18 protein-coding genes are annotated in these 21041 nt (G+C 64.7%); 8 read left to right on the forward strand and 10 right to left on the reverse strand.

Going from position 1 to position 21041, the window contains the following annotated elements:
- Positions 1 to 6: 6 nt before the first annotated feature.
- Both proC and AD664_RS13490 read right to left on the reverse strand, forming a co-directional pair.
- A complete protein-coding gene (gene proC, locus AD664_RS13485; protein WP_053147210.1) occupies positions 7 to 825 on the reverse strand; it encodes a pyrroline-5-carboxylate reductase in 819 nt (272 codons plus the stop codon).
- Between the two features lie 42 nt (positions 826 to 867).
- Positions 868 to 1554 (reverse strand): YggS family pyridoxal phosphate-dependent enzyme, encoded by a 687-nt coding sequence (locus tag AD664_RS13490; protein WP_053147212.1) that lies wholly within the window; start codon positions 1552 to 1554, stop codon positions 868 to 870.
- A gap of 55 nt (positions 1555 to 1609) precedes the next feature.
- Here AD664_RS13490 and AD664_RS13495 point away from each other — a divergent pair, with 55 nt between their 5' ends.
- The gene (locus AD664_RS13495) at positions 1610 to 2644 is read left to right on the forward strand and encodes a type IV pilus twitching motility protein PilT (protein WP_053147214.1); all 1035 of its coding nucleotides are present in this window, start codon (positions 1610 to 1612) and stop codon (positions 2642 to 2644) included.
- Positions 2645 to 2822: 178 nt separating this feature from the next.
- Here the strand turns inward: AD664_RS13495 and AD664_RS13500 are convergent, their stop codons facing one another.
- Positions 2823 to 3434 carry a C40 family peptidase gene (locus AD664_RS13500; RefSeq protein ID WP_042731351.1) on the reverse strand — a complete coding sequence of 204 codons (612 nt, stop codon included), beginning with the start codon at positions 3432 to 3434 and terminating at the stop codon, positions 2823 to 2825.
- A gap of 248 nt (positions 3435 to 3682) precedes the next feature.
- On the opposite strand from AD664_RS13500, the gene AD664_RS13505 reads away from it, so the two are divergent.
- The gene (locus AD664_RS13505; RefSeq protein WP_053147215.1) at positions 3683 to 4111 is read left to right on the forward strand and encodes a TM2 domain-containing protein; all 429 of its coding nucleotides are present in this window, start codon (positions 3683 to 3685) and stop codon (positions 4109 to 4111) included.
- A gap of 123 nt (positions 4112 to 4234) precedes the next feature.
- On the opposite strand, the gene AD664_RS13510 is transcribed toward AD664_RS13505, so the two are convergent.
- The 7 genes from AD664_RS13510 to gshB all read right to left on the reverse strand — a co-directional run bounded on the left by AD664_RS13510 (position 4235) and on the right by gshB (position 10297).
- Entirely contained in the window at positions 4235 to 5506 is a 1272-nt protein-coding gene (locus AD664_RS13510; protein ID WP_053147217.1) for a dihydroorotase, read from the reverse strand.
- Positions 5503 to 6507, reverse strand: coding sequence for an aspartate carbamoyltransferase catalytic subunit (locus tag AD664_RS13515; protein WP_042731348.1), 1005 nt, complete (start codon positions 6505 to 6507; stop codon positions 5503 to 5505). The genes AD664_RS13510 and AD664_RS13515 overlap by 4 nt, the downstream gene beginning before the upstream one ends.
- Positions 6508 to 6531: 24 nt before the next feature.
- Positions 6532 to 7038, reverse strand: a complete 507-nt coding sequence (gene pyrR / locus AD664_RS13520) for a bifunctional pyr operon transcriptional regulator/uracil phosphoribosyltransferase PyrR (protein ID WP_042731347.1) — start codon at positions 7036 to 7038, stop codon at positions 6532 to 6534.
- 84 nt (positions 7039 to 7122) lie between these two features.
- Positions 7123 to 7560: a Holliday junction resolvase RuvX gene (gene ruvX / locus AD664_RS13525; RefSeq protein WP_042731346.1), complete on the reverse strand. Its 438-nt coding sequence runs from the start codon at positions 7558 to 7560 to the stop codon at positions 7123 to 7125.
- Positions 7560 to 8129, reverse strand: a complete 570-nt coding sequence (locus AD664_RS13530) for a YqgE/AlgH family protein (protein ID WP_042731345.1) — start codon at positions 8127 to 8129, stop codon at positions 7560 to 7562. The genes ruvX and AD664_RS13530 overlap by 1 nt, the downstream gene beginning before the upstream one ends.
- A 191-nt stretch (positions 8130 to 8320) precedes the next feature.
- A complete protein-coding gene (locus AD664_RS13535; RefSeq protein ID WP_053147286.1) occupies positions 8321 to 9217 on the reverse strand; it encodes an energy transducer TonB in 897 nt (298 codons plus the stop codon).
- A gap of 108 nt (positions 9218 to 9325) precedes the next feature.
- Positions 9326 to 10297, reverse strand: coding sequence for a glutathione synthase (gshB, locus tag AD664_RS13540; protein ID WP_042731344.1), 972 nt, complete (start codon positions 10295 to 10297; stop codon positions 9326 to 9328).
- Positions 10298 to 10521: 224 nt separating this feature from the next.
- Between gshB and AD664_RS13545 the strand changes: the two genes are divergently transcribed.
- From AD664_RS13545 to AD664_RS13570, 6 genes are all read left to right on the forward strand, one after another.
- Complete coding sequence (locus AD664_RS13545) at positions 10522 to 10950, forward strand: PleD family two-component system response regulator (RefSeq protein WP_042731343.1); 429 nt, start codon at positions 10522 to 10524, stop codon at positions 10948 to 10950.
- Positions 10951 to 10996: 46 nt separating this feature from the next.
- Positions 10997 to 11362, forward strand: coding sequence for a twitching motility response regulator PilH (gene pilH, locus AD664_RS13550; protein ID WP_042731352.1), 366 nt, complete (start codon positions 10997 to 10999; stop codon positions 11360 to 11362).
- A gap of 10 nt (positions 11363 to 11372) precedes the next feature.
- Entirely contained in the window at positions 11373 to 11912 is a 540-nt protein-coding gene (locus tag AD664_RS13555; RefSeq protein WP_042731342.1) for a chemotaxis protein CheW, read from the forward strand.
- 159 nt (positions 11913 to 12071) lie between these two features.
- Positions 12072 to 14126, forward strand: coding sequence for a methyl-accepting chemotaxis protein (locus AD664_RS13560; protein WP_053147219.1), 2055 nt, complete (start codon positions 12072 to 12074; stop codon positions 14124 to 14126).
- Between the two features lie 200 nt (positions 14127 to 14326).
- Positions 14327 to 20272, forward strand: coding sequence for an Hpt domain-containing protein (locus tag AD664_RS13565; RefSeq protein ID WP_053147220.1), 5946 nt, complete (start codon positions 14327 to 14329; stop codon positions 20270 to 20272).
- The gene (locus tag AD664_RS13570; protein WP_053147222.1) at positions 20265 to 20738 is read left to right on the forward strand and encodes a chemotaxis protein CheW; all 474 of its coding nucleotides are present in this window, start codon (positions 20265 to 20267) and stop codon (positions 20736 to 20738) included. Before AD664_RS13565 ends, AD664_RS13570 begins: the two co-directional genes overlap by 8 nt.
- Positions 20739 to 21041: the final 303 nt, after the last annotated feature.

A 21041-nucleotide genomic window follows, 5' to 3' on the forward strand; every position in this document is an offset into this window, starting at 1 on the left:
GGCTCCTTATTGACCCAGTTGTTCGGCCATTTCGGCCGAGCGGTGCGCGGCGGCGCCGAGTGCGGTTTCCACCAGGGCTTCGAAGCCCCCGGCCTGGAATGATTTGATGGCGGCTTCGGTGGTGCCGGCCGGCGATGTCACGCGGCGGCGCAGCTCGGCCGCATCGACGTCGCTGGACACCACCATGTGCGCCGCGCCGAGGGCGGTCTGCGCCGTCAGCTTCGCGGCGATCTCCCGGGGCAGGCCGAGTTTCTCGCCGGCGGCGGTCATGGCTTCGACCAGCAGGAAGAAGTACGCCGGGCCCGAGCCCGAGACGGCGGTGACGGCGTCCAGCTGTTGCTCGGTGTCCAGCCACAGCGCCAGGCCCACGGCCGACAACAGCTCCTGCGCCTGCTGGCGTTGCGCGGCGCTCACCTGCGGGGTGGCGAACAGGCCGCTGACACCTTGGCGCAGCAGCGCCGGGGTGTTGGGCATGCAGCGCACGATGGGCTGCTCGCCCAGCCATTTGTTCATGCTGGCGCAGGTGATGCCGGCGGCAATCGACACCACCAGTTGATGGGGTTTGAGGTTCGGGCGCAGGGCTTTGCACACGGCTTTCATGGCCTGGGGCTTGACCGCCAGTACGATGACGTCCGCGCCGTCGGCGGCCTGGGCATTGTCGGCAAAGGTCTCGATGCCGTGCTCGCTGCTCACCCGGCTGCGGGTTTGCTCGCCCGGATCGCTGGCGCGGATCTGCGAGGCATCCAGACCCTTGGCCCGCAGGCCGCCGATCAGGCTGGCGGCCATGTTGCCGGCGCCGATGAAGGCAATACGCATGTTGCTCATGACTGGTCCTTGATTAGAGAGTGGGGTCGGCATGGCTTGGGCTCAGCCAGCGCTATAGTCGCGGGCGCCGAACAGGGCTGTTCCGATTCGTACCCAGGTGGCGCCTTGGGCGATGGCCGACTCGAGGTCATGGCTCATGCCCATGGAAAGGGTGTCCAGCGGCAGTTGCAGACTCGCTTGCAGGCGTTGGACCGCACCGAAGGCGGCATCCTGGGCGGCACGCTCCTCGGTTGGCTCGGGAATGGCCATCAGCCCGCGCAGCTTGAGCCGCGGCAAGGCGTCGATGGCGGCGGCCAGGGCGGGCAGGTCCGCCGGGGTGCAGCCGGACTTGCTGGCTTCACCGCTGACGTTGACCTGGATGCAGATGTTCAGCGGCGGCAAGCCGTCCGGGCGTTGCTCGGACAGGCGTTGGGCAATTTTCAAGCGATCCACGGAGTGCACCCAATCGAAATGTTCGGCAATAGCGCGCGTCTTGTTCGATTGAATGGGGCCGATGAAGTGCCAGATCAAGGGCAGGTCGGTGAGTTCGGCCTGCTTGCCCAGGGCTTCTTGCAGGTAGTTCTCGCCGAAGTCCCGAAGGCCCGCGGCATAGGCTTCGCGCAGGGCCTGGGCGGGCTTGGTCTTGCTCACGGCCAGCAGTTGGACACTCTGTTCGGCACGCTGGGCGGCCTGTTCCGCAGCGCGGATACGCGATCTAACCTGAGCGATGTTGTCTGCTATCGTGGACATAAAGAAGCGCCAGCGGTCTGAGGTTCGCGGCATTCTACTGGAATTGAGGAGCGCTATGGATATCACTGAACTGCTGGCCTTCAGCGCCAAACAGGGGGCGTCGGACCTGCACCTGTCCGCCGGCTTGCCGCCGATGATCCGGGTCGATGGCGATGTGCGGCGGATCAACCTGCCGGCACTGGATCACAAGCAGGTCCATGAGTTGATCTACGACATCATGAACGACCGGCAACGGGTGGATTACGAAAAGTTTCTGGAAACCGACTTTTCCTTCGAGGTGCCGGGCGTTGCGCGGTTCCGGGTCAACGCCTTCAACCAGAATCGCGGCGCGGGGGCGGTGTTCCGGACCATCCCGTCGAAGGTCCTGACCATGGAAGACCTGGGGATGGGCGAAGTGTTTCGCAAAGTGACCGAGTCGCCCCGGGGCCTGGTCCTGGTGACCGGGCCGACCGGCTCGGGCAAGTCCACCACCCTGGCGGCGATGATCGACTACCTCAACAGCCACAAGCACCATCACATTCTTACCATCGAAGACCCGATCGAGTTCGTCCACGAGCCGCGCAAGTGCCTGATCAACCAGCGTGAGGTGCACCGCGACACCCAAGACTTCTCCACGGCCCTGCGCTCGGCCCTGCGGGAAGACCCGGACGTGATCCTGGTGGGAGAAATGCGCGACCTGGAAACCATCCGCCTGGCGCTGACCGCCGCCGAAACCGGGCACCTGGTGTTCGGTACGCTGCACACCACGTCGGCGGCCAAGACCATCGACCGGGTGGTGGACGTATTCCCGGGGGATGAGAAGTCCATGGTGCGCTCGATGCTGTCGGAGTCACTGCAAGCGGTGATCTCCCAGACCCTGATCAAGAAGATCGGTGGCGGCCGCATTGCCGCGCACGAGATCATGCTGGGCACGTCGGCCATTCGCAACCTGATCCGCGAAGACAAGATCGCCCAGATGTACTCGTCGATCCAGACCGGTGGGTCGCTGGGGATGCAGACGCTGGACATGTGCCTGAAGGACCTGGTGAACAAGGGCCTGATCAGCCGGGAACATGCGCGGGAGCGGGCGCGTACGCCGGATAATTTCTGAGGCGGGGGACGGTCAGTCAGGCCTGATACGAGCTCTGTGGCGAGGAGCTTGCTCCCGCTGGGTGGCGCAGCCGCCCCAAAACAGGCCAATGATCTCTGTGGGCCCAATTATTTTTGGGCCGCTTCGCGCCCCAGCGGGAGCAAGCTCCCTCGCCACAGGGTGCGGTGTGTTCTTCAGATCAGCGTTGGACGACCCGCATCCCGCCCGGCTCTTTCGGCAGCACGCGCTTGGCTACCACATAGTGGGTGTCCCAGTACGGCTTGTTCAGGGTGTCGATGGTCACCGACTTGCCACGGCGCGGGGCATGGATGAAGCGGTCGTTGCCCAGGTAGATCGCCACGTGGTTGACCCGGCGGCTCTTGAGCTTGAAGAAGATCAGGTCGCCCGGCTTGAGGTCCTTGCGCTCGACTTTCTCGCCATGCCCGGCAGCCATCGCGTTGGAGGTGCGCGGCAGGTCGAAGGTGGCGTCGTTGAAGGCGTACTTCACCAGTCCGCTGCAATCGAAGCCTTTACTTGGGCTGCTGCCGCCCCAACGATAAGGTGTACCGAGTACATTGACGGCGCGGCTCAGCACGTTGCTGCTGGTCTTGCTCGCCATGGGCGGTACCAGCTTGCTGCTGGCGGTGCCTGGGCGTTGTGCGCCGGGCTTGTTCTTGCTCGAAGGAGCAGAAACATGGGATTTGGGGGTGTAGCCGTTGATGTTGGGCAGACGTTGCTCACGATTGGTGGCGTGGGCGGCCAGTGGCAATAATAGGCAAATGGTTAGCCATGTCTTGAAAAATGGACGCATTAGGCAGGGCTCATAAAGGTTAGCGCGCAACTTTATAACAGCTTTTTTTGCGATTCCGAGGCCGTTTGTCGATTTGGAACCCCAGGCAAAACCCGTCTAAATGCGACAAATTGGCCCGATTGTCCGACACAGCCCTGCTAGTACGGGGCTTTCGTCGAACCGGTGCGGTGAAGACCGCTTGTCGGCGAGACACGAAAAAGTAACAAAAAGTCAGAAAAAATTTATCTATCGAGGCGAAGAGGCTCTTCATGAACAGCTATCAACCGGGTGCCGTGCACGACACCCACAGCAAAGTCATCGGCTACCTGCTGTGGATTTTCGGTTTCACCGGTGCCCACCGTTTCTATTACGGCAAGCCGGTCACCGGCACGATCTGGTTCTTCACGTTTGGCTTGCTGGGCATCGGCTGGCTGATCGACCTGTTCCTGATCCCGGCCATGGACCGCGAGGCGGACCTGCGCTTTACCCCCGGCCCCATCGAATACTCCGTGGCGTGGATCCTGCTGACGTTTCTCGGAGTGTTCGGCGTACACCGCATGTACCAGGGCAAATGGCTCAGCGGCATTGTCTATCTGCTGACGGGCGGGGTGTTTTTCCTGGGGGTGCTGTATGACTTCTGGACACTCAATGACCAGGTCTCGATACGCAATGCGCAGAAGCGGGGGGCGTTTCAGTAAGATCGGGGCGCCTGCATCGCGAGCAAGCTCGCTCCCACACTGGATCGAGGTGTTCACAAATCATGTGTTCACCAAAGATCCAACTGTGGGAGCGAGCTTGCTCGCGATAGGCGCGACGCGGTCTCAGGCCTGGTGAGTGACCCGCCCATCCATCAGGGTGTAACGCACCACCCCCGGCAGGCTGTGGCCCAGGAACGGGCAGTTGTCGCCCTTGGAGCGCCAGGCTTCGCCGGCCACGGTAGAGGCGGCGGGGTCGAACAGCACCAGGTCGGCCGCGGCGCCCACGGCCAGTTTCCCGGCCGGCAATTGCAGGGCCTGGGCCGGGCCAGCGCTCAGGCGCGCGAGCAAGGTCGGCAGGTCGAGCAAGCCGTCTTCCACCAGGGTCATCGCCAACGGCAGCAGCAGTTCGACGCTGCTGATGCCGGGCTCGGTGGCGCCGAACGGTGCCAGCTTGGCGTCACGCTCATGGGGCTGGTGATGGCTGGAGATGGCCGAGATCACTCCGCTCTTCACCGCCTCGCGCAAGCCATCGCGATCGGCGCGGGTGCGCAGCGGCGGCTGGACGTGATAGACGCTGTTGAAGTCGATCAGCGCTTCGTCGGTCAGGATCAATTGGTACAGCGCCACATCGGCGGTGACCGGCAAGCCCCGGGCCTGGGCCTGGGCGATCAATGCCGCGCCACGGGCGCTGGTCAATTGGCTGAAGTGCGCACGCACGCCGCTTTGCTCCACCAGCAGCAGGTCCCGGGCCAGGGCCACGGTCTCGGCGGTTTCCGGGATGCCCGGCAGGCCGAGGAAGCTGGCGGTCGGGCCTTCGTGGGCCAGGCCACCTTCGGCCAGGTCGTGATCCTGGGAGTTGAAAATCACCGTCAGGCCAAACGTCGCCGCGTATTCCAGGGCGCGGCACAGGGTGCGGGTGTTGCGGAAACTGTTCAGGCCGTTGCCGAACGCCACGCAGCCGGCGTCGCGCAAGGCGATGAGTTCGGCCAGTTGCTCGCCGTCCAGGCCTTTGCTCAGGGCACCGATCGGGAAGACCTTGGTGTTGCCGGCTTCGCGGGCGCGGTCGAGGATCAGTTCGGCCACGGCCGAGGTGTCCAGCACCGGTTTGGTCTGCGGCGGGCAGCACAGGCTGGTCACGCCACCAGCGGCGGCGGCGCGGGTTTCGCTGACGATACTGCCTTTGCGGCTGTAGCCGGGTTCGCGCAGGGAGACGTTCAGGTCCACCAGGCCCGGGGCCGCCACCAGGCCTTGGGCGTCGAGGGTTTGCACGGCGGTGAAACCGGCGGGCGCAGCGCCCAGGGCGACGATCTTGCAGGCGTCGATGTGGATGTCGGTCACTTGATCCAGGCCGCTGGCCGGATCGATCACGCGTGCGCCGAGAATGCTGAGCTTCACTGGGCGTTCTCCTGGTCGAATTGGCGCTGGGCCGTTTGCCCGCTCATGGCCATGGACAGCACGGCCATGCGGATGGCGATGCCGTAGGTCACCTGGTTGAGGATCACCGAATGCGGCCCGTCGGCCACCGCCGACTCGATCTCCACGCCGCGGTTGATCGGCCCCGGGTGCATGACGATAGCGTCCGGCTTGGCCCCGGCCAGGCGGGCGGTGGTCAGGCCGTAGAGGCGGTAGAACTCGCCTTCGCTGGGCAGCAGGCCGCCGGTCATGCGTTCACGCTGCAGGCGCAGCATGATCACCACGTCGACATCCTTGAGGCCTTCGGTCATGTCGGTGTAGACCTTCACGCCGTACTGCTCGACGCCGATCGGCAGCAGGGTCTTCGGCGCGATCACGCGAATGTCCGGGCAACCGAGGGTCTTGAGGGCCAGCATGTTCGAGCGGGCCACCCGCGAATGCAGGATGTCGCCGACGATGGCCACCGAGAGGTTCTCGAAACTGCCTTTGTGCCGGCGGATGGTGAGCATGTCCAGCATGCCCTGGGTCGGGTGGGCGTGGCGGCCATCGCCGCCGTTGATGATCGCCACCTGCGGGCAGACGTGTTCGGCGATGAAGTGTGCCGCGCCGGAATCACCGTGGCGCACGACGAACATGTCGGCGGCCATGGCTTCGAGGTTGCGCAGGGTGTCGAGCAGGGTTTCGCCCTTGCTCGCCGAGGACGTCGACACGTTGAGGGTGATCACGTCCGCCGACAGCCGCTGGGCGGCCAGTTCGAAGGTGGTGCGGGTGCGGGTGGAGTTTTCGAAGAACACGTTGCACACGGTCTTTCCGCGCAGCAACGGGACTTTTTTCACTGCCCGGGCGCCGACTTCGAGGAACGAGTCGGCGGTGTCGAGGATTTCTGTCAGCAGCTCGCGGCGCAAGCCGTCGAGGGACAGGAAGTGCCGCAGCTGGCCCTGATCGTTGAGCTGCAGCGGGCGCTTGGTTTCGAGAGGCGTCATCGCAATGGACTCTTACAAGGGCAGTTAAAGGGCAAGGTCTTGCAGTTCGAGTTGCAGCGGCGCGGGCCCGGAGAGCTTGACGCGCTCGTGGGCGGCCAGCGCCAGTGTCGCGCCGACCACGTCCGGGCGGATCGGCAGTTCGGCGGCGTCCAGGTCCAGCAGGCACACCAGGGTCACGCTGGCCGGGCGGCCGTAGTCGAACAACTCATTCATGGCCGCGCGGATGGTCCGCCCGCTCATCAGCACGTCGTCGATCAGTACCAGGTGCTGGCCTTCGATCTCGAACGGCAGCGCCGAAGGGCGGACTTGCGGATGCAGGCCGTTCTGGCTGAAGTCGTCGCGGTAGAACGACACATCCAGCGTGCCCAACGGCGATTGGCTGCCCAGTTCATCGAGCAATGCCTGGGCGACCCAGACGCCACCGGTGCGAATACCGATGTAGCGCGGTTCGCGGATGCCGCGTTGTTCCAGGTGTGCCGTGAGACGGATCGCCATCTGGCTGATCAGTTCGGCAGGATTGGGCAGGCTCATGCTGGCTCCTTCAGGTTTCCGGGCCGGTGTGAGGGGCGCGGTTCATCGCTAAAAGAAAGCGCCTTGGCGGCGCTTTATAGAAAATCAGGTTTCGAACAGGGCGGTGTTTGCATCGAGCCACCCTTGCAGCAGCAGGGCGGCGGCAATGGCGTCCACCGGGTTGTCGCGGTAACTGCCTTTCTGCCCGCCACGCTCCAGGCGCTCGCCCTTGGCTTCGAACGTGGTCAGGCGTTCGTCGTGGGTATAGAAGGGCAGGTTGAAGCGGCCATTGAGCCGGCGGGCGAACTTTTCCGCACGCACGCACATGTCACTGGGCGTGCCGTCCATGTTCAGCGGCAGGCCGACCACCACGGCGTCGGGTTTCCATTCCTTGATCAGCGCCTCGACCTGGTTCCAGTCCGGGACGCCATTCTGCGCCTTGAGCGTGCACAGTTCGCGGGCCTGGCCGGTAATGACCTGGCCGACTGCCACGCCGATCTGTTTGGTGCCGTAATCGAAGCCCAGCAGCAAGCGCAAGGCCATCAGGCGTGTCCCGCCTGGCTGGTGAGCAGGCTGAGGTTGATCCCCAGCCGGCTGGCGGCCGCTTCCAGGCGCAGTTCACTGCTGGTGTTGAACAGGATGTCGGCGTCGAACGGGCAGGTCAGCCAGGCGTTGTCGGCCAACTCGGCCTCCAGTTGCCCGGCTTCCCAGCCGGCGTAGCCGAGGGCGATCAGGCTTTTTTCCGGGCCGACGCCGTCGGCGATGGCGAACAGCACGTCCTGGGACGTGGACAGCGACACGCCGTTCAGGTCCACCGTGGCCTGGTAGGTCGGCCCCGACGGATGGAGCACGAAACCGCGATCGGTTTGCACCGGGCCGCCGATGAAGATCGGCACGTGCTGGCACAACAATGGCGGCTCTACATCAGGGCGCAGCTGCTCGAGGATGTCCGCCAGGTTCAGCTCCTGCGGGCGATTGATCACCAGCCCCATGGCCCCATTGGCCGTGTGCTCGACGATGTAGGTCAAGGTATGGGCAAAGTTCGGATCGGCCATGTGGGGCATGGCGATCAGGAATTGATGCTTGAGGTAGGTGGGGCTGACGTTTTTCATAGGCGCTAGTGTGGCGGCGCGGGGGCGAACTGACAAGCTGGGGATGCGTTGCAAATGCCCCTATCGGCCTCCCGGCCCCATCGATGTGGGAGCGGGCTTGCTCGCGAAGACGGTGGTCCTGCCACAAGAAATCTGTTGGATGTACAGGCCGCTTCGCGAGCAAGCCCGCTCCCACAGGCATCAATGATGTGTCAGTTACTGGACAACCGGTCACCCCGGGAGAATTTCCAGGTGCGGATGATCTCCAGCCGGTCGATGTCCGACAGATCCCCGGTAAACGGGGCGAACGGCGCGGCCAGGCGCACGATCCGCTGGGCCGCCTGGTCCAGCAGTGGCTGGCCGGAGGACTCCAGGACCAACACTTCATACAGCGAGCCGTCGCGGTTGATCGAGACCATCAGCCGCAGGTTGCCATAGATCTGCTTGCGCCGCGCTTCGTCGGGGTAGTTCAGGTTGCCGATGCGCTCGACCTTCTTGCGCCATTCGTCCTTGTACCAGGCGCCCTTGTCGCGCATGGTCGAGGCCGCGCTCAGGCGGTGGATGCGCGGGCGCTTGGCATAGAGCTGCTGCTCCTGGGCCAGTTCGGCTTCCAGGCTGGCGATGTCGCTGGACAACTGGGAGCTGTCGAATGTCGGGGCGGGGGCCTTGGGCTTGGGGTCGGGCTTGACCTCTTCCTTGACCGGGGCCTTCTTGGGCTTGGGCGCCACGGTGGTCACGGCGGCCTTCGGCGCGGCCTCCTGCACCTCGGGCTTGGCAGCCGGGGGCGGGCTGGTTTTCTGCACCTGATTGTCCTGGAACGGCGCGATCTCGGTGGTCTTGGGAATGGCCTTTTTTTCCAGGGTGCCGCTGCCTTGCTGGTTTTCCTGGGCGAGGAAATCGGCCTTCGCCGGCTTCGTCTCGCTCTTGAAGGTGGCCAGGGTGATTTCCAGGGTCTGGCTGATCTGCTTGGGCTCGACCGTGGCAAACCCGACGCCCAGCAACAGGGCCAGGTGGATCAGCGCCGCCAGGAACAGCGTAAAACCGAGGCGATCGGCCGGGCGCACGCCGCGATGGGCAAGCTCTTGGGGCAGATCGGACGGGAGGGTCATAGCGGCAAAAACCAACATCGCTTTTTTTCAGGGCCCGGCATGATAGCGCAATGTTGGTTTTTAGCTGCAAGCTTCAAGCAGCGAGCGACAAGCTGCACATCGTCCGCTTCACGCTTGCCGCTTGCCGCGAATGGCTTGCAGTTGCTTCTCTATGGCATCCATCAGCAGGCCGCCGATGTCGGTGCCGAAAGCGTTGTCGATCTCGCGGATGCAGGTCGGGCTGGTGACGTTGATTTCCGTCAGGTGCTCACCGATCACGTCCAGGCCCACGAACAGCAGGCCTTTCTCCCGCAGGCTCGGGCCGACCTGGGCGGCGATCCAGCGGTCCTTGTCGGTCAGCGGGCGCGCCTCGCCACGGCCACCGGCGGCCAGGTTGCCGCGGGTTTCGCCAGCCGCTGGAATCCGGGCCAGGCAATAGTCCACTGGTTCGCCGTCGATCATCAGGATGCGCTTGTCGCCGTCGACGATGGCCGGCAGGTAGCCCTGGATCATGATCTGCTGTTTGCCATGCAGGGTCAGGGTTTCCAGGATCACCGACAGGTTCGGGTGGCCGGCGGTGTGGCGGAAGATCGAGGAACCGCCCATGCCGTCCAGGGGTTTGAGGATCACGTCGCCGTGATGCTCGGCAAACTCGCGCAGCACGTCCGGGCGGCGGCTGACGAGGGTCGGCGGCGTGCACTGAGGGAACAGCGTGGCGAACAGCTTTTCGTTGCAGTCGCGCAGGCTCTGGGGTTTGTTGACCACCAGCACGCCAGCGTTCTCGGCCTGCTCCAACAGGTAGGTGGAGTAGACGAACTCCATGTCGAACGGCGGGTCCTTGCGCATCAGGATCACGTCGAGGTCGCTCAGCAGGGCATCGCTTTCGGCGCCCAGCTCGAACCATTTCTCGGGGTTGGCGAAGACTTTCAGCGGTTTCATCCGCGCCCGCGCCTGGCCCTCGGCCTGGTAGAGGTCGCGCTGCTCCATGTAGAACAACTCCCAGCCGCGCTTTTGAGCGGCCAGCAGCATGGCCAGCGAGCTATCCTTCTTATAGGAAATGCTGGCGATAGGGTCCATGACAATGCCGACGCGTACGCTCATGGCTTGGTTCCTCGAAAATATGATGGGCACAAATGGCGTGAAAAAGTGGCGTCAGAGTGGCGCCCCCAAGTTTGGCGGTCAAGGAAAAACCGCCACGCCGAGCGGCCGATAGATCGGCGATGGAGACTGTGCTAAAAAGGCTGCCATGTGACGCGCGGGCCTTGAACATCAAGGGTTTGCGCCGTCGACCACCCTGGCGCGTTAAAAACTGGTTCGCAGTGGCAATGGCAGAGCAATTTACGCAGCAGCAACCCAGTGCCTTGAAGGTCATGGTCATCGACGACTCGAAGACCATCCGCCGCACCGCCGAAACCTTGCTGCGCAACGTCGGCTGCGAGGTGATCACGGCCATCGACGGCTTCGATGCCCTGGCCAAGATCGCCGATCATCATCCGGGCATCATCTTTGTCGACATCATGATGCCGCGCCTGGACGGCTACCAGACCTGCGCCCTGATCAAGAACAACAGCGCGTTCAAGGCCACGCCGGTGATCATGCTGTCGTCTCGTGACGGCTTGTTCGACAAGGCCAAGGGGCGCATCGTCGGCTCCGATCAGTTTTTGACCAAACCGTTCAGCAAGGAAGAACTGCTGGGTGCGATACAGGCCCATGTTCCGGGCTTTGCCGCTGTCCAGCCGCACCAGGCACATTAATGACACTCGGCCAACAGGCCTGGGGTCGACAAAAATGGGGAACACCATGGCACGTATTCTGATCGTCGATGATTCGCCGACCGAAATGTACAAATTGACCGGTATGCTGGAAAAGCACGGCCACCAGGTCCTGAAGGCCGAAAACGGCGCCGATGGCGTGGCCCTGGCCCGCCAGGAAAAACCCGACGCCGTGCTGATGGACATCGTCATGCCCGGCCTCAACGGTTTCCAGGCCACCCGCCAGTTGACCAAGGACCCGGACACCGGGCACATCCCGGTGATCATCATCACCACCAAGGACCAGGACACCGACAAGGTCTGGGGCACGCGCCAGGGCGCGAAGGACTACCTGACCAAACCGGTGGACGAAGAAACCCTGATCGCGACCCTGAACAAAGTGCTGGCGGATTGACGACGCGGCCATGAGCCAGAACCTGACGGCATTCGAACTGCTGCTGCAGATCGACCGGCGCTGCCGGCTGCTGGGGGCCGACCTGCCTTCCCAGCCGACCCACCGCGACAGTTGGAGCGGCATCGGTTTTCGCCTGGGCGAGCATTGGTACGTGGCCCCCATGGGGGAGGTCAGTGAAGTGCTGCATGAACCGCGCTGCACACAGTTGCCCGGGGTCAAGCCCTGGGTGCGCGGTGTGGCTAACCTGCGCGGGCGGCTGCTGCCATTGATGGACCTGTGCGGGTTCTTCGGCCATGAACTGTCGCCCGTGCGCAAGCAGCGGCGCGTGCTGGTGGTGGATCACGACGAAGTGTTCACCGGCTTGCTGGTGGATGAGGTCCTCGGGTTGCAGCATTTTCCCCAGGGCAGCCTGGAGCCGACGCTGGTGGACGAGCTCGACGGCCCGGAGTCGGTGTTCGTCAAAGGGCAGTTTCCCGGCGAGCCGCCGTGGCAGGTGTTCAGCCCGTTTGCGTTGACGCGCTCGCCAGGGTTCATGGATGTGGCGATTTGACGGGATACAGAGCCGGTCCCTTGTGGGAGCGAGCTTGCTCGCGATTGCGGTGGGTCAGCTAAATCAATGCTGGCTGATCCGATGCTATCGCGAGCAAGCTCGCTCCCACATGGGGTACCACGGTGAGTGAGTTGGATGATGCAGTACAGGCGAGAACCGATGATCAAAGCAAAAGCAGGCAAGCCACTGGAAGCGTCGCGCAGTCGTTCGCAGATCATCGTGCTGTTCGTCGCGCTGATTGTCTTCATCATGCTGCTGTTCGCCAACTTCGCCTACCTCAACACCCAGTCCACCTACGACAAGCAGTACATCGGTCACGCCGGTGAGTTGCGGGTGCTGTCCCAGCGCATTGCCAAGAACGCCACCGAGGCCGCAGCCGGCAAGCCGGCCGCGTTCAAGTTGCTGAGCGATGCGCGCAATGACTTTGCCCAGCGCTGGGGCTACCTGAAACAGGGGGACCCGGTGACCGGGCTGCCGCCGGCGCCCGCCGCCCTGCGCCCGCAGATGCGCGCCGTGCAGCTGGACTGGGAACGCCTGCTGAAAAATGCCGACGCCATTCTGTCCAGCGAGCAGACGGTCCTGTCGTTGCATCAAGTGGCGGCGACGTTGGCCGAGACCGTGCCGCAACTGCAGGTCGAGTACGAGAAAGTCGTCGAGATCCTGCTGCAACGCGGTGCGCCCGCGGCCCAGGTGGCCATGGCCCAGCGCCAGTCGCTGCTGGCCGAGCGGATTCTTGGCGCGGTCAACACCGTGCTGGCGGGGGATGAAAACGCCAGCCAGGCGGCCGACACCTTCGGCCGCGACGCCGCGCGTTTCGGCCAGGTGCTCAACGGCATGTTGCAGGGCGACCCGACCTTGAAGATTTCCCAGGTCCAGGACCGCGATGCCCGGGCCCGCTTGAGCGAAATCAGCGAACTGTTCGAGTTCGTCTCGGGTTCGGTGGATGAAATCCTCGAAACGTCGCCGGAGCTGTTCAAGGTCCGTGAGTCGGCCGGCAATATCTTCAGCCTGTCGCAAACCCTGCTCGACGAAGCGTCGCACCTGGCCACGGCGTTCGAGAACCTGGCCGGCGGGCGCGCGGCCAACGCCATCGGCGGGTATGTGCTGGGCCTGCTGGCGCTGACGTCGATCATCCTGATCGGCCTGGTAATGGTTCGGGAAACCAACCGCCAATTGCGCGAGACCGCGGAAAAGAACGAGCGCAACCAGAACGCGATCATGCGTCTGCTGGACGAGATCGAAGACCTGGCCGACGGCGACCTGACGGTGACCGCCTCGGTGACCGAGGACTTCACCGGCACCATCGCCGACTCCATCAACTATTCGGTGGACCAGCTGCGCGACCTGGTGGCGACCATCAACCTCACCGCCGGCCAGGTCGCCGCCGCCGTGCAGGAAACCCAGGCCACGGCGATGCACCTGGCCCAGGCCTCCGAGCACCAGGCCCAGCAGATCTCCGAGGCGTCGACTTCCATCAATGAGATGGCCCAGTCCATCGACCAGGTTTCGGCCAACGCCGCCGAGTCGTCGGCGGTGGCCGAGCGCTCGGTGGAAATTGCCAACAAGGGCAACGAAGTGGTGCACAACACCATCCACGGCATGGACAACATTCGCGAACAGATTCAGGACACCGCCAAGCGCATCAAGCGCCTGGGCGAATCGTCCCAGGAGATTGGCGACATTGTCAGCCTGATCGACGACATCGCCGACCAGACCAACATCCTGGCCCTCAACGCCGCCATCCAGGCCTCCATGGCCGGCGACGCCGGGCGCGGCTTCGCGGTGGTGGCCGATGAAGTGCAGCGCCTGGCGGAGCGTTCTTCGGCGGCGACCCGGCAGATCGAGACGCTGGTGCGAGCGATCCAGGCCGACACCAACGAAGCGGTGATCTCCATGGAGCAGACCACCACCGAAGTGGTGCGCGGCGCACGGCTGGCCCAGGATGCCGGCGTCGCGCTGGAGGAAATCGAAGGCGTCTCCAAGACCCTGGCTGCGCTGATCCAGAGCATCTCCAACGCGGCGCAGCAACAGACCACGTCGGCGGGGCAGATTTCCCTGACCATGAACGTGATCCAGCAGATCACCACGCAAACCTCGTCGGGCTCCACCGCCACCGCCGAGAGCATCGGCAACCTGGCGAAAATGGCCAGCCAACTGCGGCGGTCGGTGTCCGGGTTCACCTTGCCGGCGGCTGCGGGCGAGGACAAGGCGTGACCCGTCTGCTGGGAGGGGATGTATCTGTGGCGGGCACGCTTTTGTGGCGAGGGAGCTTGCTCCCGCTGGGGCGGTCCGACGTTTCGGGCGTAGCCGCCCTAGAGATTTTGTGAGCGCTGCGCGCTCAAGCGGGAGCAAGCTCCCTCGCCACGACGTTCTCGACGTCAGCGCAGGTGTACGACTGTTGATTTGGAGTGGTTATGGCTGATCGGCGCGACTATGTGGCCCTGGAGTGGGTCAAGGGCGAGATTGCCGAAACGCTGAAGCAGGCCCACCAGGCCCTCAATCGCCTGGTGGACGACCCGCAGGCGTTGGATGCCCTCGCGCAGTGCCTGGCCGGTATCCATCAGGTGCACGGTGGCTTGCAGATGGTCGAATTCTACGGCGCCGCGCTGCTGGCCGAAGAGATGGAACAGTTGTGCCTGGCCCTGCAGGACAACCGCATCAGCCATCGCGAAGAGGCCATCAGCCTGTTGAGCCAGGCCCTGGGCCAGTTGCCGATCTACCTGGACCGTGTCCAGGGCGCCCGCCGCGATTTACCGCTGGTGGTGCTGCCGTTGATCAACGACCTGCGCAGCGCCCGGGGCGAAAGCCTGTTGTCGGAGACCAGCCTGTTCAGCCCCGAGCTGCCGCAACTGCCGCCGCTGAGCGACGAGGCGTTGCGGCGACTCGAACCGCCGGACCTGCCGAACACCCTGCGCAAGCTGCGCCAGACCCTGCAAATGGCCCTCGTCGGGCTGTTGCGCGAACAGGACGATGCCACCCACCTCGGCTACCTTGCCAAGGTTTTCCATCGCCTGGAAGGCCTGTGCGCCGGGGCGCCGCTCAATGCCTTGTGGCAGGTGGCCTCGGCGCTGGTCGAAGGCATGCGCGAGGGGCGCATCGCCAACAGCCCGGCGTTGCGCAGCCTGTTCAAGGAAGCCGACCAGGAACTCAGGCGCCTGCTCGAACACGGCATGGGTGGCATCAATCAACCGGCACCGGCCCACCTGCTCAAGAGCTTGTTGTTCTATATTGCCAAGGCCGAACACCCCAGCGGGCAGATGCAGATCATGAAAGAACGCTACTCACTGGACGACGCGCTGCCCGACAGCGCCATGGTCGACGAAGAACGCGCGCGCCTCGCCGGGCCCGACCGCGATGCCTTGCGCTCGGTGCTTGCCGCGCTCTGTGAAGAACTGGTGCGGGTCAAGGAGCGCCTCGACCTGTTCGTGCGCAGCGATCGCCAGCACGCCTCGGAACTGGACAGCCTGCTGGCGCCGCTGCGACAGATCGCCGATACCCTGGCGGTGCTGGGCTTCGGCCAGCCGCGCAAGGTCATCATCGATCAACTGGCGGTGGTGCTGAGCCTCGCCCAGGGCCAGCGCAAGCCTGATGACGCAACCCTCATGGACGTCGCCGGTGCCTTGCTCTACGTCGAAGCCACCCTGGCCGGCATGGTCGGCACCGTCGAACCACAGAGCCGCGAAGACACGCACCTGCCCACCACCGATCTGACCCAGATCCACCAGATTGTCATCAAGGAAGCGCACACCTGCCTGCAACAGGCCAAGGACATGATCGTCGACTACATCGACGCCGACTGGAACCGCGAGCAGTTGCAGCCCTTGCCGGCCCTGCTGACCCAGGTGCGCGGTGCGCTGGCGATGATCCCCCTGAGCCGCGCAGCCGGCCTGGTGGAGGCGTGCAACGGGTTCATCCGCGAACACCTGCTGTTCGACCAGGCCCAGCCGGGCTGGGAAGCCCTCGACCATCTGGCCGATGTGATCAGCGGCCTCGAATATTACCTGGAGCGCTTGAGCGAAGACCCACAGACCCCCGGCGAGCCTTTGCTCGACGGGGTCGAGCGGAGCCTGGCCGCGCTCGGCTATTTCCCGGACGAAGCGCGGGTGCCGGTGCTGGAGGATGTGCTGGGCCCCAACGAAGCCCAGCTGATGCAGGATCTGCAGGAACTGGACGACCCGCTGACCGTGCAATCGCTGGCGCAAGTGCTGGCCAGCCCGGTCTCGACGGTCAATCCGCCGGCCCGCAGCACACCGGGCAGCCTGCTGCCGCCACCGCGGGACGAACATCCGGTGGACGATGAATTGCGCGAGGTCTTTCTCGAGGAGACCGATGAGGTGCTGGACGTCCTGCGCGAATACCTGCCGCGCTGGAACACCCACCCCGATGACCAGGGTGCCCTGAGTGAACTGCGCCGGGCCTTCCACACCCTCAAGGGCAGCGGCCGGATGGTGCGGGCGCTGGTGCTGGGGGAGCTGGCCTGGGCGGTGGAAAACCTGCTCAACCGGGTGCTGGAGCGCAGTGTCGAGCCGACGGCTTCGGTGCGTCAACTGATCGAGGACACCGTGCAGTTGCTGCCGGCCCTGGTGACCGAGTTCGCCGCCCACCAGCAACGGCAGCGCGATGACGTCGATCGCCTGGCCGCCCGCGCCCATGCCCTCGCCAAGGGCGATGACGAGGCCGATGAAGATGTGCAGGACGTGGCCGCCCTCGACCCGCTGCTGCTGAAGATCTTCGATAATGAAGCCCAGGGCCACCTCGCCAGCCTCAATCGGTTTCTCGACCAGGCCACCGACCACTTGCCGTTGCAGGCCAGCGATGAACTGCAACGGGCCTTGCACACCCTCAAGGGCAGCGCCTCCATGGCCGGCGTGCTGCCGATTGCCGAACTGGCCGGCGCAATGGATGAACTGGCCCGGGAATACAAGGCCCACCTGATTGCCCTCGACCTGGATGAGATCGAACTGTTGCTGGAGGCCGAAGGGTTGCTGCGCCGCAGCCTGCGCCAGTTGCACAGCGAGCCGCTGGCACCGATTCCCGGTGCCGAGGACCTGATCCAGCGAGCCCAATCGTTGTTGGCCGAACACCTGCAAACAGCCCTCGACGCCCCGGACAAGGGACTGCGTGCCAAGCGCGATCCCCAACTGATCAACAACTTCCTCGCCCAGGGCATGGACATCCTGCTCGACGCCGAAAGCCTGCTGCAGCGCTGGCAGCAGCATCCGGGCGAAGGCCAGGAACTGAGTGCGTTGCTGGATGAGCTGACCACCCTCGGCGAAGGCGCACACCTGGCCGACCTGCACCCGGTCGATGAGCTTTGCGAAGCGTTGCTCGACCTCTACGGCGCGGTGGAAGAGAGCAGCCTGGTGGTCAGCGACATGTTTTTCCAGGAAGCCCAGCGCGCCCATGAGGCGCTGATCGACATGCTCGATGAGCTGGCGGCCGGGCAGTCGGTGCATCCACAACCCGAACGGGTCCAGGCCTTGCACAGGTTGCTGGAAGACGGCCTCGACCCGGCGGCCACCGGCCTGATCCGCAGCGACGGCAGTCGGACCCTGAGCATCCACGAACTGGGCCAGGCCACCGCCGAGCTGGAGCGCGACGCCCCCACCGACGCAGCGGTGGACGACGATATCGCGGCGATCTTCCTCGAGGAAGCCCAGGACATTCTCGAGAGCGCCGCCCAAGCCTTGCAGCGCTGGTTGGCCGACCCGGACAACGGTGCGCCGTTGTCCTCGTTGCAACGGGACCTGCACACCCTCAAGGGCGGGGCGCGGATGGCCGATATCCGGCCGGTAAGCGACCTGGCCCAGGAACTGGAAAACCTCTACGAAGGCCTGGTGGACCGCCGCTACAGCCACAGCGAGGCACTGGAGCAACTGCTCGAACGCAGCCACGAACGCCTCGACCTGCTGCTCGGGCAATTGCAACAGGGCCAGCCGCTGGGCGATCCCGTTGCGCTGATCGATGCCATCCGCCGCTTCCGCCAGGACAAGCCGAACGCCATTGACACCGCCGGGGCAAGCCAGGGCGATGCAGCCGGCCAGGACCCTGAGTTGCTGGAGATCTTCCTCGAAGAAGGCTTCGACATCCTCGACAGCTCCGGCGCGGCGTTGCTGCGCTGGCAGGCCGAGCCGTCGAATCGCCAGGCCGTGGAAACCCTGTTGCGGGACCTGCACACCCTCAAGGGCGGCGCGCGGATGGTGGAGATCGTGCCCATCGGCGACCTGGCCCATGAGTTGGAGAACCTTTACGAAGGCTTGTCGGCCGGTCTGCTCCAGCCCAGTCCGAGCCTGTTCACCCTGTTGCAAAGCAGTCACGACCGACTGGCGCAGATGCTCGATGCCGTACGCGCCGGGCACCCGTGCCCGCCGGGCGACCGGCTGATCGCACAGATCCAGGCGGTGAGCCACGCGAAGCAAGCCCCGGCAAGTCAGGCGACGCCCGTGGCACAGCCGCTTCCGGCGCCGGTCGTGGCCCCGGTCACTGCCGCCACGCCTGCGCCCGCCAGGCCCGAGCCGAGCACACCCAGCGACGGCGCGGACATGGTCAAGGTCTCCGCCGAACTGCTCGACGACCTGGTCAACCTGGCCGGTGAAGCGTCGATCTTCCGAGGCCGCATCGAACAGCAAGTCAACGACGCCCGGGTGGCGTTGAGCGAAATGGAAACCACCATCGAGCGCATGCGTGATCAATTGCGCCGGCTGGACACCGAGACCCAGGGGCGGATTCTCAGTCGCCAGCAGGTCGAGGCCGAGCGCCTGGGCTACGAGGAGTTCGACCCGCTGGAAATGGATCGGCATTCCCAATTGCAGCAATTGTCCCGGGCGTTGTTCGAATCCGCCTCGGATCTGCTCGACCTCAAGGAAACCCTCGACCGCGGCAATCACGACGCCGAAAGCCTGTTGCAACAGCAAGGACGGATCAACACCGAGCTTCAGGAAAGCCTGATGCGCACGCGCATGGTGCCCTTCGAGCGCATGTTGCCGCGCCTCAAGCGCATCGTCCGGCAAGTGGCTCAGGAACTGGGCAAGGAGGTCGAGTTCGTGGTCGGCAATGCCGAGGGCGAAATGGACCGCAACGTGCTGGAGCGCATGGCCGCGCCCCTGGAGCACATGCTGCGCAACGCCGTCGACCACGGCCTGGAACCGGCCGACGTGCGCATCGCCGCCGGCAAGCCGACCCGCGGACGCATCAGCCTCGACTTGTCGCGGGAGGGCGGCGACATCATTTTCGACATCCGCGACGACGGTGCCGGCGTGCCGTTGGAGGCGGTGCGGCGCAAGGCGATCAAGCGCGGCCTGCTGGCTCCCGACAGCGACATCAGTGACCGCGACGTGTTGCAGTTCATCCTGCAGCCGGGGTTTTCCACCGCCGAGAAGATCACCCAGATCTCCGGGCGCGGCGTCGGCATGGACGTGGTCCACGAAGAGGTGCGGCAACTGGGCGGTAGCATGATCATCGACTCGACGCCGGGGCAGGGGGTGCATTTCCGTATCCGCCTGCCGTTCACCCTGGCGATCAACCGGGCGTTGATGGTGCAGTGTCACGAAGACCAATACGCGATCCCGCTCAATACCATCGAAAGCATCGTGCGGGTCTTGCCTGCCGAGCTGGATGGCTATTACCAGCTCGATCCGCCGACCTATACCTACGCCGGGCAGCGCTACGAACTGTGCTACCTGGGCGAGCTGCTCAAGACCACGGCTCGGCCGAAACTGCTGGGCCAGAGCCAACCGTTGCCGCTGCTGCTGATGCAGTGCAACGAGCGCCATATCGCGGTGCAGGTGGACACCACCGCCGGCACCCGCGAGATCGTGGTCAAGAGCCTTGGCGCGCAGTTTGCGGCGGTGCAGGGTGTGTCCGGGGCGACGATCCTGGGGGATGGCCGGGTGGTGTTGATCCTCGACCTGCTGGCGCCGATCCGCGCCTTGCCTCACCAGGTGCCGCGCCGACCGATGCCCGCCGAAAGCGAGGGCGAGCCGCAACGGCCGCTGCTGGTGCTGGTGGTGGACGACTCGGTGACGGTGCGCAAGGTCACCAGCCGCCTGTTGGAGCGCCATGGTATGCATGTCCTGACCGCCAAGGACGGGGTGGACGCGATGGCGCTGCTGGCCGAGCATTCGCCGGACCTGATGCTGCTGGACATCGAGATGCCGCGCATGGATGGCTTCGAAGTGGCCACCCTGGTGCGCAACGACCCGCGCCTGGCACACCTGCCGATCATCATGATCACCTCGCGCACCGGCCAGAAGCACCGCGACCGCGCCATGGCGATTGGCGTCAACGACTACCTGGGCAAGCCGTACCAGGAATCGGTGCTGCTCGACAGCATCGCGCACTGGAGCAAGCCCCATGCATGACCTGCACCCCCACCAGCGCACCAGCCACCTCACCGGGTTGCTGTTGCCCCTGGCGGACCGCCACCTGATCCTGCCCAACGTCGCGGTGGCCGAGTTGATCGACTACCAGGGCAGCACGTTCGATCTGGACACGCCGCCGTGGTTCCTGGGCTGGGCCAGCTGGCGCGAACGGCAGATCCCGCTGCTGAGCTTCGAATCGGCGTGCGGCCAGAAAACCGTGATCGGCGAGCGAGTGCGCATCGTCGTGCTCAACGCCCTGGGCGGCCGCCCGGAGCTGCGCTTCATGGCACTGTTGGTGCAAGGCATCCCCCGTTCCTGCAAGCTCGACGCTCAACTGAGCTACGTCGATGTACCGCTGTGCGGGCTGGAACAGGCGGCGGTGCAAGTGGGCGAACACGTGGCAAAAGTACCGGACCTGCTGGCGTTGGAAGAACTGGTCATCGCCGCCGGCCTGATCAAAGCCTGAGCCAGTCCCTCATCCTGTGGGAACGAGCTTGCTCGCGAAAGCGGCGTGTCAGTCACCGATGATGCTGACCGTGCCGCCGCCTTCGCGGGCAAGCCCGCTCCCACAAAGTCCCGCGCTGAGTCTCAATTTCAAGCAGGCCGCCATCCCTCGCTGTGGGAGCGAGCTTGCTCGCGAAAGCGATATGTCAGTCACCGATAATGTTGACCGTGCCGCCGTCTTCGCGAGTAAGCTCGCTCCCACGAGGGCTGGCGCCGTGTCTCAAACCGCCTTTCACAAGGGTTGTGCTCGATCATTACGCCAAGC

Origin of the sequence: Pseudomonas sp. P97.38 (assembly GCF_001269745.1) — a bacterium.
Lineage (GTDB): Bacteria > Pseudomonadota > Gammaproteobacteria > Pseudomonadales > Pseudomonadaceae > Aquipseudomonas > Aquipseudomonas chlororaphis_E.